The following is a 15,067-nucleotide window of genomic DNA, read 5'->3' as shown; positions in this document are numbered from 1 at the left end:
GGGGCCGTGATGGACGTTAAAGTTCCCGATATCGGCGACTTCAAGGACGTACCGGTCATCACCGTTCTGGTGGCGGTCGGCGACACGGTGGCCGCGGAAGACCCGCTCGTCGAGCTGGAGTCGGACAAGGCGACCATGGAGGTGCCGTCCCCCGCGGCCGGCAAAATCACCGCGATCTCCGTTTCGGTCGGCGACAAGGTGTCGGAAGGCACCGTGATCATGCAGATCGAGGCCGAGGGCGCGTCGGAGGCCCCCAGCGCCCCCAAGGATGCCCCGAAAGAGGCCCCGAAGGCGGAGAAAACCGCCCCCACCGCGACAAAGGCGACGGGCACCGCCAGCGGCAAGGGCGACGTTCATGCCGAAGTGGTCGTGCTCGGCGCGGGCCCCGGCGGCTACACCGCCGCCTTCCGCGCCGCCGATCTCGGCAAGTCGGTGGTGCTGATCGAGAAGGACCGCACGCTCGGCGGCGTCTGCCTCAACGTCGGCTGCATCCCCTCCAAGGCGCTCCTTCACGCCGCCAAGGTGATGACCGAGGCCGAGGACATGGGCGGCCACGGCATCACCTTCGCCAAGCCCGACGTCGACCTCGATAAGCTGCGCGGCTGGAAGGACTCGGTGGTCAAGCAGCTCACCGGCGGCCTCGACGGGCTGGCCAAGGGCCGCAAGGTCAAGGTCGTGAAGGGCATGGGCAAGTTCACCGGCCCGAACATGATCGCGGTGGAAGGCGAGGGGGGCACGACGACGGTGTCCTTCGACAACGCCATCATCGCCGCAGGCTCCGAGCCGGTGACGCTGCCCTTCATCCCGCATGACGACCCGCGCGTGATCGATTCCACCGGCGCGCTGGAGCTGGCGGACGTGCCGAAGCGCCTGCTCGTCCTGGGCGGCGGCATCATCGGCCTCGAAATGGCGTGCGTCTACGATGCGCTGGGGTCCAAGGTCACCGTGGTTGAGCTGATGGACCAGCTCATGCCCGGCGCCGACAAGGACATGGTGAAGCCGCTGCAGACGCGCATCGCCAAGCGTTACGAGGGCATCCTTTTGAAGACCAAGGTCGTCGCCGTCGAGGCGTCGGACGCGGGGCTGAAGGTCACCTTCGAGGACGACAAGGGCGACAAGACCACCGACACCTTCGACAAGCTGCTGTGTGCCGTCGGCCGCAAGCCCAACGGCAAGCTGATCGACGCGGCAAAGGCGGGCGTTTCGGTGGACGATCGCGGCTTCATCGCCGTCGACCACCAGCAGAAGACGGGCGTTCCCCACATCTTCGCCATCGGCGACGTGGTCGGCCAGCCGATGCTCGCCCACAAAGCGGTGCACGAGGGCAAGGTCGCGGCCGAGGTCGCCGCCGGCCACAAGCGCGCCTTCGACGCCCGGGTGATCCCCTCCGTCGCCTATACCGATCCCGAGGTGGCCTGGGCCGGGCTCACCGAGGCGGAGGCGAAGAAGAAGGGCATCAAATACGAGAAGGGCGTCTTCCCCTGGGCCGCCTCCGGCCGGGCGCTCACCAACGGGCGCTCTGACGGCGTGACGAAGCTCCTGTTCGACCCCGAGGACGACCGGGTGATCGGCGGCGCCATCACCGGCACCAACGCGGGCGAACTCATCGCCGAGGTGGCGCTCGCCATCGAGATGGGGTCCGACGCGGTGGATCTCGGCCACACGATCCACCCGCACCCGACCCTGTCGGAAACGGTCAACTTCGCCTCCGAGATGTTCGAGGGCACGATCACCGACCTGATGCCGCCGAAGAAAAAGAAGTAGAAAAACAGGAATGGGGCAATTGGTCCCATCCGGTGTTCCGAAGGCCGTGCAGCCCCGCTGCGCGGCCTTTTTTCATGCACGCGCACCACTGCCACGCACCTCGCCAGTTGCAAATCATTCGCATGAAACTTGACAGATGAGAATGGATCGCAATATCAGTTAACGATACCGCAGTTCGGAGTAACCGCGATGAAGTCCGCCATTCCTTCCCTCCTCGCCGTGGTGCTGACCGCGATGAGCATGGGCAGCGCAGCCCACGCGGCGGATCGCATGAAGGTCGTCACCACCTTCACCGTTCTCGCCGACATGGCCCGCAATGTGGCCGGCGACGCGGCGGACGTGGTGTCGATCACCCGCCCCGGCGCGGAGGTGCACGGCTATTCGCCCACACCGCGTGACATCGTCGGCGCGTCGGACGCCGACCTCGTCCTGTGGAACGGGCTCAACCTGGAGCGCTGGTTCGAGCAGTTCATCGACAATCTGGGCGACATCCCGTCCGCCACCTTGAGCGACGGGATCGACCCGATCCCCATCAGCTCCGGCAGCTACGAGGGCCTCGCCAATCCGCACGCTTGGATGGGCCTGCAGAACGCGCTGCATTATGTCGACAACATCGCCGCCGCCTTTTCCGAGGCGGACCCGAACAACGCGGCGATCTACGCCGCCAACGCCGCCGCCTACAAGGCCGAGATCAGCGCCACTTTGGAGCCGCTGCGGGAGAAGGTGGCCGCTATTCCCGAGGATCAACGCTGGCTTGTCACCTGCGAGGGGGCGTTCAGCTATCTGGCCCGTGATTTCGGACTGAAGGAACTCTATCTCTGGCCCATCAACGCCGATCAGACCGGCACGCCCCAACAGGTGCGCGCGGTGATCGACGGGGTGCGCGAGCACGAGATCCCCGTCGTCTTCTGCGAAAGCACGGTGAATACCGCGCCCGCCCAGCAGGTCGCGCGGGAGACGGGTAGCCACTATGGCGGCGTCCTCTACGTCGATTCCCTGTCGGAGGCGGATGGGCCGGTGCCGACCTATCTCGACCTCCTGCGGGTCACAGCGACCACCGTCGTGCACGGCCTCACCGCGGCAGGACGCTGACCTGAACCCACGGCCGCCGCGCCCCGTCGGGGCCGGCCCAGCCGCCCCGAATGAAACCGCCGCGACGGCCGGTGAAAGGAGAGCATCGTGCTCCAGACCGAGACCTCTGCCGCTCCTGCCGCGACCGCACCAGGCGCGGACACGGCCGGACGAGATGCTGCCGGGCTGGACGCGGCCGGGGCGGGCATCGACGTGCGCAACATCACCGTCACCTACCGCAACGGCCACACCGCGCTGGTGGACGCCACCTTCCGCATCCCGCGCGGCACGATCACGGCGCTCGTCGGCGTAAACGGTGCGGGAAAGTCGACGCTGTTTAAGGCCATCATGGGCTTTGCCCCCGCCGCGCGCGGTGAGATCCGCCTGCTCGGCCGCTCGGTCCGCCAGGCGCTGAAGGAAAAGCTCGTCGCCTACGTGCCGCAGTCCGAGGAGGTGGACTGGACCTTCCCGGTCCTGGTGGAAGACGTCGTCATGATGGGCCGCTACGGCCACATGAACTTCCTGCGCCAGCCGCGCCGGGTCGACCGGGAGGCCGTGGCCGAGGCGCTGGACCGGGTCAACATGGCCGACTTCCGCCACCGGCAGATCGGCGAGCTTTCAGGCGGGCAGAGGAAGCGGGTCTTCCTCGCCCGGGCGCTGGCCCAGAACGGCCAGCTCATCCTCTTGGACGAGCCCTTCACCGGGGTCGACGTGAAGACCGAGGACCAGATCGTCACCCTCCTGCGCGAGCTGCGCGACGAGGGGAGGGTGATGCTGGTCTCGACCCACAATCTCGGCTCCGTGCCGGAATTTTGCGACCGCACCGTGTTCGTGAAAGGGACGGTTCTCGCCTACGGACCGACCGAAACCACCTTTACCCGCGCCAATCTGGAGCGGGCGTTCGGCGGTGTGCTGCGCCACTTCACCCTCGGCGACAGGGCCGGTGACCAATCCGGCGAGCGCGAGGTGAGCATCATCTCGGACGACGAGCGGCCCTTCGTCGACATCGGCGCTGCGGCCGCGCCCGCCGCCGTTCCCGCCCCGGAGGGCCGCCGGTGATCGAAACCCTCGTCGCCCCCTTCACCTACGGCTACATGACGAACGCCATGTGGGTGTCGGCCCTGGTCGGTGGGCTGTGCGCCTTCCTCTCGGCCTACCTGATGCTGAAGGGCTGGTCGCTGATCGGCGATGCCTTGTCCCACTCGGTCGTTCCTGGCGTCGCGGGGGCCTATATGCTGGGCCTGCCCTTCTCCATCGGCGCCTTCCTGGCGGGCGGGCTCGCGGCGGGCTCCATGCTCTTCCTGTCCGAACGGTCGGGGCTGAAGATCGACGTCATCATCGGCCTCATCTTCACCGCCTTCTTCGGGCTCGGCCTCTTCATGGTCTCGCTCAGCCCCGTCTCGGTCTCCATTCAGACCATCGTCATGGGCAACATCCTCGCCATCACGCCCGAGGATACGCTGCAGCTCGTCATCATCGGCGTGGTGTCGCTCGCCGTCCTTCTGGTGAAATGGCGCGATCTGATGGTGGTCTTCTTCGACGAGACGCACGCCCGCTCCATCGGCTTGCGTCCCGGCCTCCTGAAGGCGGTCTTCTTCGTGCTCCTGTCGGCGGCCACGGTGGCGGCGATGCAGACGGTGGGGGCCTTCCTCGTCATCGCCATGGTGGTGACGCCTGGCGCAACGGCCTACCTCCTGTGCGACCGCTTCCCGCGGCTCATCGCACTTTCGGTCGCCATCGGCACGGTGACGAGCTTCGTCGGCGCCTATGCCAGCTTCTTCCTCAACGGGGCGACGGGGGGCATCATCGTCGCGCTGCAGACGGCGATCTTCCTTGCCGTGTTCGTCCTGGCGCCAAAGCACGGCCTTCTGGCGGCGCGGCGCAAGGCGGCCGAGGCGCTGCGCCCCGCCCGGCCCGATGCTGCCGGCCCGCACAGCGCTCATGACGCTGCCCCGGCCGTTGCCCGGCTGAAGGTGCAGTCATGAGCCTCGACACGGCGTTGATGCCGTTCCAGTTCCCCTTCATGCAGAACGCCTTCCTCATCGCGGTGATCGTCGCGGTGCCGACGGCGCTGTTGTCCTGCTTCCTCGTCCTCAAGGGCTGGGCGTTGATGGGCGATGCGGTCAGCCACGCGGTGCTGCCCGGCGTGGTGCTGGCGTGGATCGCCGGCATCCCGCTCATCGTCGGCGCGTTCGCCGCCGGCATGGTGTGCGCGCTGTCCACCGGCTTCCTGTCCCACAACAGCCGGGTGAAGCGCGACACGGTGATGGGCGTGGTCTTCTCGGGCATGTTCGGCGTCGGCATCGTCCTCTACACGGCGATCACCACCGACCAGCACCTCGACCACATCCTGTTCGGCAACATGCTCGGCGTCGGCACCGACGACCTTCTCACCGCGGGCGCCATCTCGCTCGCCGTGACTGTGGTGTTGGCGCTGAAGTGGAAGGACTTTCTGCTGCACGCCTTCGACCCGGCACAGGCGCAGGCGTCCGGCCTTGCGACGGGCCTCCTCCACTACGGCCTCCTCGTCATCCTGTCGTTGACGATCGTGGCGACGCTGTCCTCGGTCGGCATCATCCTGGCGGTGGGGCTGTTGATCGCGCCCGGTGCCATCGCCTTCCTGTGGGTGAGGAGCTTCGGGGCGATGATGCTGGTGGCCGTTGGCGTCACCATCATCGCCATGGTGGCGGGCACCTATCTCAGCTTCTTCATCGACAGCGCGCCAGCGCCGACGATCATTCTCGTCCTCACCGGTGTGTTCGTCGTCGCCTTCGTGCGGCGCGAGCTTTTGACCCGCGCCGCCTCCCGCCGCACCGTGACCGCCCAAGCCTAGGCGCGCGGTGCGGGACCGGGACGCGGGCGGCTGATCATCGTCCACCCCGGACGCGCCACAGGTGCCAGACCATGGTTACAGCGCGCCGGGCTCCGGCCGTCAGGCGGCATCGGCGGCCGCGTCGGAGGGCGGCTCGCGCACCGGGGCGGTGGCTTGACGCGACAGGCTTCCCGGCCGTGCCTGCTTGGAACGCTCCAGTGCCGGTGCCAGAACCTCGCACAGGAGCGGATCGCGCGGGGCGGCGCTGATGATGGCGTTGGTGGCGAGCAAGACCTGCACGATCGCCGTGTGAACCTGCGCCGCCTCGCCGAGATCGACCAGCGCGACACGCCGCGCGTTGAGCCAGTTCAGCAGCGGCCCCGCCTCGTCGACCGTGCACACGCCCTCGCAGACGGCCGTGACATTGAGATAGCCGATCGGCATCAGGCGAACTCCTTCACATCCAATACGATGCAGACCCGTCCCTCATCCGTGAGCGCGGTTCCGATGGAGCCGGGAACGTCCGCCAGCACCCCATCCAGCGGTGTGATGACCACGTTCGCGGGGCCGTGAAAGGCGTCGACCGCGAGGCCGATGCGCTCAGTGCCGACGGCGACCATCATCACCGGCTCGTCACCCTCGGCAGGGAGGGGCGGGCGCAGGGCCATCCTGTCGGAAAGGCGGACGATCGGAACGACCGCGTCGCGCCATAGGGCGATGTCCCGGTTCGCCACCTTGTGAAGGCCGTTCGTCGGGATCCGCAGCGTCTCGTGGACGAGATCCATCGGCACGCCGTAGAGGTTCCCGGCACATTCGACCGTCATCACGCGGGTCGTGGCCGGGCGGCGCGTCATCGGTAGGGACAGGCGGATGCGTGTGCCTTTGCCGCGCTCGGACGAGAGCGAAACGGTCCCGCCAGCCTCCACGATCTCCCTGCGCACCGCGGCGAGATCCGAGCCTGCACGCTCCGCCGCGCGGTCGGCGGTGGCGACACCGGCCGCGAAGACGAGCGCGGCGGCGTCTTTCTCGGTAAGGTCGGCGGCGCCCGCGCCGTCGATGAGGCCGCTCTCGACCGCGCAGGTCCGCACCCGGTCGGTGTCGATCCCCGCCCCGTCGTCGCCGATCTCGATGACGATACGGTCACCGTCCTGAACGGCCGCGATATGGATGGTGCCGACGTCGGGCTTTCCCGCCGCCACGCGCACGTCCACGGGCTCGATGCCGTGGACCACGGCGTTGCGAAAGATGTGCAGGATCGGATCGGCGAGGCTTTCGAGGACCGTCCTGTCCGCCAGCGTCTCCTCACCGCTCACGACGACCTCGACCTCCTTGCCGAGAGTGGCGGACAAGTCGCGCACCATGCGCGGGACGGGGCGCAGAATATCGCCGACCGGACGCATGCGCACGGCGGTGACGGCCTCTTGCAGCTCGCGGACGATCCTGTCGACCACGCCATGGTGCTCTTTCAACGCATGGCTCATGTCGCTCCAACCGTGGACCTTTCCGGCGCGGCGGGCGAGGGCGGGGAGAGCGTTCTTCGCCGCGGCGAGCTCGTCGATGAGAGCCGTCATCCGGTCGATATGGGCTTCGTCGATCCGCAGGGGTGCATCCTGCTCGGCACCCGTGTGCGGATTGCCGGCGGGGCTACGCTGGGCGTCGTGCGGCGATGCGTCCCCGCGGTCGCTCGCCGATGCGGTGTCGCCGTCGTCGGCCGGGGCGGCGCCGAGGAGATCGCCGGGGCCGGCGGCCGAAGCTTCGGAAGTGGGGCGCGGAGCAGCCCAATTGAGGGGACAGCCCTCGCCGATCGCGGTCACGAGTGCGCCGACCCAGTGCGGGACGGTGTCGGCGGACAACGCGACCCGAAGGCCGCGCAGCAGCGTCGCCTCGCGCGCCGCGTCGGGTGTGCGCGCCAGGAAGGCGTCCGTCGCCTCGCGCACATCGTCCCAATCCGGCGCGGCCTTGGCGAGGAGAGGCGCCACATCCGCGGCGAAGGTCGCGCATGCCGCCGCGTCGGCGAGGTCGCCGGCCGGGCGGATCCAATCCTCCTCGGCCACCGCCACGATGTCGGTCTGGTGGGCCACGTCGCGGAACTGCGTCGTCAGCGTTTCGTGGTCCGCGGTCGTCAGGATCTCGAAGATCAGGTTGCACACGAAGGGGTCGAGTTCGGCGGCCGTGGGCCAGGGCGCCGCCGCGGTCGCGCGCGTCAACAAACGGTGCGGCACCTTGCCGACACGGTGGAGCGGGTCCTCACCGTCGGCGAAGGCCTGCGCATCCGGCGCGTAGCGGATCGCGTGAACGGGCGCGCCGGTGTCGAGACAGGTTGCCAGCGCGGCGAGCCGGTCCGCCTCGGGGATATGGTCCAGCCAGGCGGGGGCCGAACCCGGCCCGCTCAGCGCTCCGGGATCGCCACCACCATCGCCGCTGCCATCGCCAGCCGCGGCCTGTGCGCCGGCGGCGAAGGCGGCCAGCGCGGCGATCTGCGGTGCCGCTTTCTCGGATGCGTCCTCCGGGAGCGCGCCCTCGATCTCCAGATCTCTCAGCCAGCTCGCCACCTGGTCCAGCGAGGCGCGCAGCAGGTTCACGATGTCCGGCGTCAGCTCGAGCCGTGCCGCATGAGCCATCGCCAGGAGGTCTTCGCTCTCGTGAACCAGCCGTGTCAGCGGTGCGATCTCGAACAGTTTCGACGCGCCTTTCAGCGTGCGTACCGCGCTGACGGCGGCGTGCACCAGCTCCGCATCGTCCGGCGTGCTCTCCAACACCCCGAGCGCGTCGCAGGATTGGGTGACGAGATCGCGCGCCTCGGTGACGAACTGTTCCAAGAGGGCATGTGTCATCTCAATGCTCGGCCTTGCGATCGGGTGCGATGCGCAGGGTGGGGGCGACGGATCGGTCGGTCATGGTCGTTCAGGCGGCCTCGGGGACGGCGTCCGCGGCCCCGTCGTCCCGCGCGAGCAGGCTGTCCACGTCGAGCAGCAGGATGACCCGCTCCGGCGCCCCTGTGGTGACGATGTGGCTGACCAGGCGCGCATGCGGCTGCGGCAGGTAAGGCGCGGGACGGATCAGGCTGCGCTCGAAAGTCGCCACACCCGTGACCTTGTCGACGATGAACCCGGTGTCTTTGCCGTCTACCCTCAAGACGATGACGCGCTGGCGGTCGCTGCGGGCGCACCGGCCGAGCCCCAAACGGGCGCGCTGGTCGACCACCGGGATCACTTTGCCGCACAGGTTGGCGACGCCTTCGACGAAGCTCGGCGCCCGCGGCACCTTCGTGATCTCGGGCGGGACGCGGACGATGGCGCTGACGGCGCTGATCGGCAGTCCGTACTGACCTCCGGCGAGGTCGAACACCAGGACCCGTTGCCTTTCGGACGGATCGTGCCGGAGACCGCCCTCGTCCTGGGGCACGGCACCGGCGCTGTCTGTCTCAGACCCCTCGGCCGGGGTTGCGTCAGCCGGGACGAGCGGGGGCAGGCCCAGCCCGCCCAGCAGGCGCTGCGGGGAGAGGACCGAGACGAGGCGACGACCTTCACCGCGCAGGAAAAGGGCCTCGACCGCATCTTGGCTGCTGTGGCGAACGATGGCGGGCGGCAGCGCATCGACCCGAGAGGGAGGGACGCGCAGCACCTCTTGCACCCGGTCGACGACGACGCCGACGGGGCTCGTCCCGCCGCCTTGCCCCGGCACGCGCACGACGAGAATGCGGTGATGCGCCGTCCCCTCCGGCAGCGGCAGGCCGAACAGCCTGCGGAGGCTGACGAGCGGTAGAAGCCGCTGCTGCAGGGGGATGACGCCGAGAACTCCGGGCACGGCACCCGGCACCTCGGCCAATCTCGCCGGCAGGGGGAGAATCTCCAGCACACTCGGGGCGGGGAATGCATAGTCCTCGCCCGCGACCGAGAAGCACACGAGACGTGCATCGTGATGGATTGCCGCGGGTTCGGTGGTGCCGTCGCCGGTTGCGCCGTCCCCGGCGTTGCCGTCGCCGATCGTGTCGTCATGGACTGCGTCGCGGGCGGCTTCCACTGTGGCGGCGGAGGGTGCAGCACCGTTCGCGGTCGGGGACGCGGCATAGGGACAGCGATGCCCCTCCTGGCCGATCAGCCGCTGCAGGTCGATGATCATCATCACCTCGCCGCCGTGCTCGATCATGCCGGTCGTCAGCGGTGCCGTTGCCGACGTGGTGTCCTCGGTGCGGTGCGGTTCGGCCGAGACGGTGCCCGCCACGCGGTCGACGATGACGCCGATCGGCCTCTCGCCGTCGACGACGACCACCCGGCTCTGCTCGTCGTGAGCCCTGTCCTCTCTGTCGAAGATCCGCCGCAGCGAGAGGATGGGCAGCGTCGTGCCGCGCCATTCGGCAATTCCGGCCAGCCGCGCCGGGCCCATCGGAACCGGAACGAGGTCCGGCACGCGGATGATTTCCTGCACCGCGGTAAGCCGGATCGCATAGCGCTCGCCCGCCACGTCGACGATGACGAATGGCAGGCAACGCCCGCTCCGGCGCGGCGGCGGGCCCTGCGGCTGCTCGGCCGTAAGCCGGAGGTCGACGCGCTCCGCACCGTGCGGGATGGCATATGTATCCACGGGATCGCTCCTCTCATCGTCCGGGTTGCGGGCGCGGCCTTTACTCAGGCGGACGGTTGCAACTCTGCGGCGAGGGTTGCGATCTCCTCGGCGGACCCGGCGAGATCGTCGCAGGCGCGGCCGGACCGGCGCGCGGCCTCTCCGGCCTCCGCGCTGGCCTCGCCCGCCTGCTGCGCTGCGGCGGCACTCTGCGCGATGCCGCGCTTGGCCTCCTCCAGCGCCTCCGCCGTCCCGCCCGCGCCTGAAAGAATGACCTCGCCCGCCTCCACGATGCCCGCCACATCCGCGGCGAGGCGGTCGATGGTCAGCGTGGTGGATGCGTTGCTCTCCATCTCGCGCATGGCGGCGGCCGCGATATCGTCCAGATCACGCCGGACGCGCGTGATCTGGTCCTGGATCGGCCGCACAAGATCCTTGATCTCCTCCGCGGTGGCGGACGAATCGAGCGCGAGGGCGCGCAGGTCGGCGGCGACGGCCATGAAACGCGGGCCGAATTCACCGGCGCGGCCGGCCTCGATCGTCCCGGTGACCGCGAGCATGTTCGTCTTCACCGACGCGATGGTGACGGCGTCGGCGATCTTGTCGATCCGCCGGGCGAGCTGCTCCGGCGCGGTCAACGCCTCACGTATGCGGCGGGTTTCGGCCAGAACGGTGGCCGCCATTTCGCCCAACGCCGCCGCGCCGGTGCGGATCTCACGCAGCCACGATTGGAGCGCGACGGCCTTGTCGTGCGCGTCGCGGCCGTGGGTTTGGGTCAGCGTCGCCGCGGCTGCGATCTGCTCGATGGCGGCGCTGGCTTCGGCCGTTGCGGCGGAAATCGTTTGGCCGGACTTTTTGATCTCCTCCGCCGCGGTCAGCACCCGGTGGGAGGCGCGGGCGGCCCCCTCCATGGTGGCGGCCAAGTCGTCCGCGGCGGCCGCGATGTCGGGCCTGGACGGGGTGTCGGCGGTGGAATGTCGCAGCTCGTCGCATACGTCCTGAAGGTCGGCTGCGGCCTGTTCGCCTTGCGCCAGGGCGGCGGCCTGCTGCTCGACGGTCTTGACCGCCCGGTCGCAGGCGCGGGCTTGCTCGGCGGCGGTATCCGCGGCCTCTGCCGTGCCGCCTCGCGCCTTCGTGAGGGCGTCTGCGGACCGGGTTGCCGCGGCGAGACAGGCGTCCGCCCCGGCGCGGACCGCGGCCATGTCTAGCCTTATCGCTTCGAGGGTCCTCTCCGCGTCGTGGCTGCGGTGGAGCTCTGCCTTCACCGCACGGGTCGAGACGGCGATGCCTTCCGCGGCGCGGCCGAACTCGGCCTGCATCTCGCCGGCGAGCTGGTGGATGTCGCGCGCGGAGGCTTCGCACGCTTCGGCCAGGTGGTGCACCTCGTCGGCGACGACGGCGAAGCCCGTTCCGCTGCCGCCGGCCCGCGCCGCCTCGATCGCCGCGTTGAGGGCGAGGAGGTTCGTCTCGTCGGCGATGTGCGCGGTGGTGCGCGCGACCTTGCCGATGTCACCGGCCTGCCGCTCCATCTCGGTGACGTGGGCGAAGCTGTCGCCTTGCCGGTCCGATGCTGCGGACATCGCGCTGACGGATCCGCCGATATGGGTCGCGACGGACGCGGCGAGCTCCTGCAGGGCGGCGATCCCCGTCCCCATCGTCCGGGCGGCGTCGCGGATCTTGGTCGTGCGCTCGCCGATGGTCTCGATCGCGCGCCGGGTATCGTCGGACGAGGCGGCGGCCTGGCGCGTGCCTGTGGCGGCGCTCCCCAACAGGGCGCGCATTTGTTCGGTGGTGGCGACAGCGTCGGCGATGGCCGGGGCGAGCCCGGTCGCCGCGGAGGTGACACGTTCGGCGGCCTTTTGCGTGCGCTGCCGGGCGCGGCTGGACTCGGGAGGGCGGACACGGGCCGGTGGAGCGACGGCCGCCGCGTCGACGCGATCGAGCCGTGGTGAGACGTGGTCCGTCTTTTCGAGAGCCATGAACATTCCCCCGGAGAAAGTGCGTGGAGGCCCGCCGCTTGCGTTGCGGTACCGCATAGTTGCAATCGCATGGGCGGGTTGTGTCAGCCTTGCGCCTGGGTTGTGCGGGGGCGATGCAGCGCGGCGCCGGCCGGGTCAGCGCGGACGCGGGGGCAAGCTTCACACCACCGATCGGCCGAGCGTCATCGGCGGGAAGACGCCGATGGGTGCGGGCGGAGTGCGACGGTCCCGCGCGGATCGCCGCGCCGTGAACCAAGGCGGCGGCGCAAAAAAAGGCTGCGCGCCGGGCGTGCAGCCTTTGGAGTAGCGAAACGGCCGCGGTGCGACGCGCTTCGCTGCGGGAGGACTCGCGGGAGGCCTCTGGCGGCCTCGGCCGTGGGTCGGGGCCGATCCCTTCGCGTCCCTTCGCGGGGGTCCGCCGCTCTGCGTGGCCGCCTCCGCGACGGCCCGGCAGGTCGCCGGCGTGAGGGCGGCCCGCCTCGTTCGGGTATCGGCCGGGCCGTGGCCCTGCCGGCCGACCCGGCAGGGGCAGGCCCGACAGGGGCGGCGTTCCTCAGCCGATCGTTTCGCCGAACGGCATGTCGCGCAGGCGCTTGCCGGTGGCGTTGAAAATCGCGTTGGCGAGCGCCGGAGCGAACGGGGGCACACCCGGCTCACCCACGCCGGACGCATGCACGGAGAACGGATTCTCCACCAGATGCACCGTGACGTTGCGCGGATAATTCTCCGCCCTGATCACGTCATAGTCGTAGAAGTTGCTCTGCACCACGCGGCCGTTCTCGAAGGTGATGCCGCTCTTCAGGGCGAGCGTCATGCCCATCACCGCCGCGCCCTCCATCTGCGAGCGGATGCGCTCCGGGTTCGCCGCGTAGCCGCAGTCCATCGCGAAATGAACCTCCGGCACGGTGATCAGCCCGTCCACGATCTTGGTGCGCAGCGCACAGGCCACGTAGGTGACGAAGCTCCGGTGGACGGCGAGGCCGATGCCCTCGCCCTCCGGCAGCTCCTTGCCCCAGCCGATCGCGTCCGCCGCCATGTTGAGCGTGTTCGTCAGACGTCCGGTGTCGATCGGATAGTTCTCGTAGACCTCGCCATAGTTCCAGAAGTCGTCCGGGATGCCTTCCGCCGCAAGGTCCAGCTTGCGTGCCGGGCCGAGGAGTTCGAGGAGCACCTCTTTCTGGTCGCGCCCCAGCTCTTCGGCCAGCTCCGCCGCGAAGGACTGCACCGCAAAGGCACGCGGCACGTTGGACACCGAGCGGAACCAGCCGATGCGCGTATGGGCGAAGGCCTCGCCGTTGTCGGCGCGGATGTTGGCGATATCGAACGGCATGTCCATGTGGCCCATGCCGCTTTCGATCGGGAACTGATGCCCCGAGTCCGGCGCGAAGGTGGAGAGGATGGAAGGCGCGGTGGAATTGTGCTTCCAGCCGGTGACCTTGCCCGCCTCGTCCAGCGCCACCTCGATCCGCTCCACCGAGGTGGTGTGGTAGAAGGAGTGCTTCACGTCGTCCTCGCGGGTCCACTGCACGCGCACCGGGTGCCCGGTCATGCGCGACAGCTCCGCCGCCTCGATGACGAAGTCGCACTTGGACTTGCGCCCGAAGCCGCCGCCCAGAAGCGTCACGTGGACGGTGACGTCCTCCGGGTCCATCTGCAGCGCGGCGGCGACGTCGGTGCGCGTGCCGTAGGGGCTCTGCACCGGCGCCCAGATCTCGCACTTGCCGTCCTTGACCGAGGCGATGGCGACCGGCGGCTCCATCGGGATGTGCGCCATGTGGGTCTGCGTATATTCGGCCGCGAAGGTCTTCGCCGCGCCCGCGAAGGCGCCGTCGACGTCGCCCTTTTCGCGCATCACCTTGCCGGGCTTCTTGGCCGACTCGCGCATCGCCGCCATGAAGGTGTCGCTGTTGTAGTCGCCGTGCGGGCCGTCCTCCCACTCGATCTCGAGGAGGTCGCGGCCCTGGATCGCCGCCCATGTGTTGTCAGCGATCACCGCGATGCCGCCGAGCGGGGCGAACTTGGCTGGCATCGTATAGCCCTGCAGGCCGAGCACGGTGACGACGCCGGGCACCGCCCGCGCCGCCGTGTCGTCGTAGCGGATCGGCTTGCCGCCGACGACCGGCGGGCGTGCGATGACGGCGACCTTCATCCCCGGCAGCGACACGTCCGCGCCATAGACCGCCGACCCGGTGGTGATGTCGTGAAGGTCGGTGATCGGGATGTTGCCCTTGCCGATGTAGCGGAACTCGGCCTCGTCGCGGAACTCCAGGTCCTCGAACTGGGGCAGGTTCACATAGGGCATGTCCGGCTGTTCGCGGACGAGATCCTCGGCCAACTCGCCGAAGCCGAAGGACTGTCCGGACGCGGCGTGCGTCACCTCGTGGACGCCGGTCTTCACCTCGGAGCGCGGCACGTCGAGGCGCGCGGCGGCGGCCTCTTCCAGCATGTAGCGCATCGCCGCGCCCATCTGGCGCATGGACTGGATGTGGTGGCGCAGCGAGCGCGAACCATCGGTGTCCTGGTTGCCGTATTTCGGCTCGTCGCCCGGCGCCTGGACGATCTTCACCTTGGCCCAGTCGGCGCCCATCTCGTCGGCGATGATGAAGGGGAGCGTCGTGCGCGAGCCGGTGCCCATCTCCGATCGGTGGGCGACGATGGTCACCGTCCCGTCGGAGTCGAGCGTGACGAAGATGGACGGGTCGGTGCGAAGGCCGTGCGGCATCGACTCGCCGCCGGTCTTGTACGGCGCGAAGGCCGACGCCGGACCCGCGAAGGCCGCCAGCGCGAAGCCGGACGCCGTCACGCCGAGGAAGGAGCGGCGCGAGACGTTGACGAGGGCGACGCGCGTCGCCTGCTGGTTGAGATAATGCAGCATGGC

10 protein-coding genes are annotated in these 15,067 nt (G+C 69.3%); 5 read left to right on the top strand and 5 right to left on the bottom strand.

Translation table 11 applies throughout. The features are described from left to right. Window positions 1-9: 9 nt before the first annotated feature. The 5 genes from lpdA (at window position 10) to BIX52_RS12155 (ending at window position 5,668) form a co-directional block, all read left to right on the top strand. The gene (lpdA, locus tag BIX52_RS12175; protein WP_075221354.1) at window positions 10-1,764 is read left to right on the top strand and encodes a dihydrolipoyl dehydrogenase; all 1,755 of its coding nucleotides are present in this window, start codon (window positions 10-12) and stop codon (window positions 1,762-1,764) included. Between the two features lie 189 nt (window positions 1,765-1,953). Then, window positions 1,954-2,856, top strand: coding sequence for a metal ABC transporter substrate-binding protein (locus BIX52_RS12170; RefSeq protein ID WP_075221353.1), 903 nt, complete (start codon window positions 1,954-1,956; stop codon window positions 2,854-2,856). Window positions 2,857-3,021: 165 nt separating this feature from the next. Beyond that, a complete protein-coding gene (locus BIX52_RS12165) occupies window positions 3,022-3,894 on the top strand; it encodes a manganese/iron ABC transporter ATP-binding protein (protein WP_075221573.1) in 873 nt (290 codons plus the stop codon). Between the two features lie 35 nt (window positions 3,895-3,929). Then, on the top strand, window positions 3,930-4,820 hold the full coding sequence (locus tag BIX52_RS12160; protein WP_083660248.1) for a metal ABC transporter permease: 891 nt from the start codon (window positions 3,930-3,932) through the stop codon (window positions 4,818-4,820). Continuing rightward, window positions 4,817-5,668 (top strand): metal ABC transporter permease, encoded by an 852-nt coding sequence (locus BIX52_RS12155; protein ID WP_075221351.1) that lies wholly within the window; start codon window positions 4,817-4,819, stop codon window positions 5,666-5,668. Before BIX52_RS12160 ends, BIX52_RS12155 begins: the two co-directional genes overlap by 4 nt. Before the next feature lie 99 nt (window positions 5,669-5,767). Here the strand turns inward: BIX52_RS12155 and BIX52_RS12150 are convergent, their stop codons facing one another. The 5 genes from BIX52_RS12150 to BIX52_RS12130 form a co-directional block, all read right to left on the bottom strand. Then, the gene (locus BIX52_RS12150) at window positions 5,768-6,091 is read right to left on the bottom strand and encodes a hypothetical protein (RefSeq protein WP_075221350.1); all 324 of its coding nucleotides are present in this window, start codon (window positions 6,089-6,091) and stop codon (window positions 5,768-5,770) included. Further along, entirely contained in the window at window positions 6,091-8,481 is a 2,391-nt protein-coding gene (locus BIX52_RS12145) for a chemotaxis protein CheA (protein ID WP_083660200.1), read from the bottom strand. Before BIX52_RS12145 ends, BIX52_RS12150 begins: the two co-directional genes overlap by 1 nt. Before the next feature lie 70 nt (window positions 8,482-8,551). After that, the gene (locus BIX52_RS12140; protein WP_083660199.1) at window positions 8,552-10,231 is read right to left on the bottom strand and encodes a chemotaxis protein CheW; all 1,680 of its coding nucleotides are present in this window, start codon (window positions 10,229-10,231) and stop codon (window positions 8,552-8,554) included. Between the two features lie 44 nt (window positions 10,232-10,275). Next, the gene (locus BIX52_RS12135; protein ID WP_075221571.1) at window positions 10,276-12,189 is read right to left on the bottom strand and encodes a methyl-accepting chemotaxis protein; all 1,914 of its coding nucleotides are present in this window, start codon (window positions 12,187-12,189) and stop codon (window positions 10,276-10,278) included. Between the two features lie 553 nt (window positions 12,190-12,742). Further along, the gene (locus BIX52_RS12130; RefSeq protein ID WP_108676558.1) at window positions 12,743-15,064 is read right to left on the bottom strand and encodes a xanthine dehydrogenase family protein molybdopterin-binding subunit; all 2,322 of its coding nucleotides are present in this window, start codon (window positions 15,062-15,064) and stop codon (window positions 12,743-12,745) included. Window positions 15,065-15,067 lie beyond the last annotated feature (3 nt).

This window comes from Acuticoccus yangtzensis (assembly GCF_001927245.1).
GTDB classification, from domain to species: Bacteria; Pseudomonadota; Alphaproteobacteria; order Rhizobiales; family Amorphaceae; genus Acuticoccus; species Acuticoccus yangtzensis.
The sequence above is the reverse complement of the archived record's forward strand: the minus strand, read 5'-3'. Positions and strand labels throughout refer to the sequence as shown.

Bases quoted from the DNA above. Each gene is read 5' to 3' on its own strand.
- BIX52_RS12155 (WP_075221351.1), top strand. From the start codon at position 4,817: ATGAGCCTCGACACGGCGTTGATGCCGTTCCAGTTCCCCTTCATGCAG.
- BIX52_RS12130 (WP_108676558.1), bottom strand. From the start codon at position 15,064: ATGCTGCATTATCTCAACCAGCAGGCGACGCGCGTCGCCCTCGTCAAC.
- BIX52_RS12145 (WP_083660200.1), bottom strand. From the start codon at position 8,481: ATGACACATGCCCTCTTGGAACAGTTCGTCACCGAGGCGCGCGATCTC.
- BIX52_RS12150 (WP_075221350.1), bottom strand. From the start codon at position 6,091: ATGCCGATCGGCTATCTCAATGTCACGGCCGTCTGCGAGGGCGTGTGC.
- BIX52_RS12170 (WP_075221353.1), top strand. From the start codon at position 1,954: ATGAAGTCCGCCATTCCTTCCCTCCTCGCCGTGGTGCTGACCGCGATG.
- lpdA (WP_075221354.1), top strand. From the start codon at position 10: ATGGACGTTAAAGTTCCCGATATCGGCGACTTCAAGGACGTACCGGTC.
- BIX52_RS12160 (WP_083660248.1), top strand. From the start codon at position 3,930: ATGACGAACGCCATGTGGGTGTCGGCCCTGGTCGGTGGGCTGTGCGCC.
- BIX52_RS12135 (WP_075221571.1), bottom strand. From the start codon at position 12,189: ATGGCTCTCGAAAAGACGGACCACGTCTCACCACGGCTCGATCGCGTC.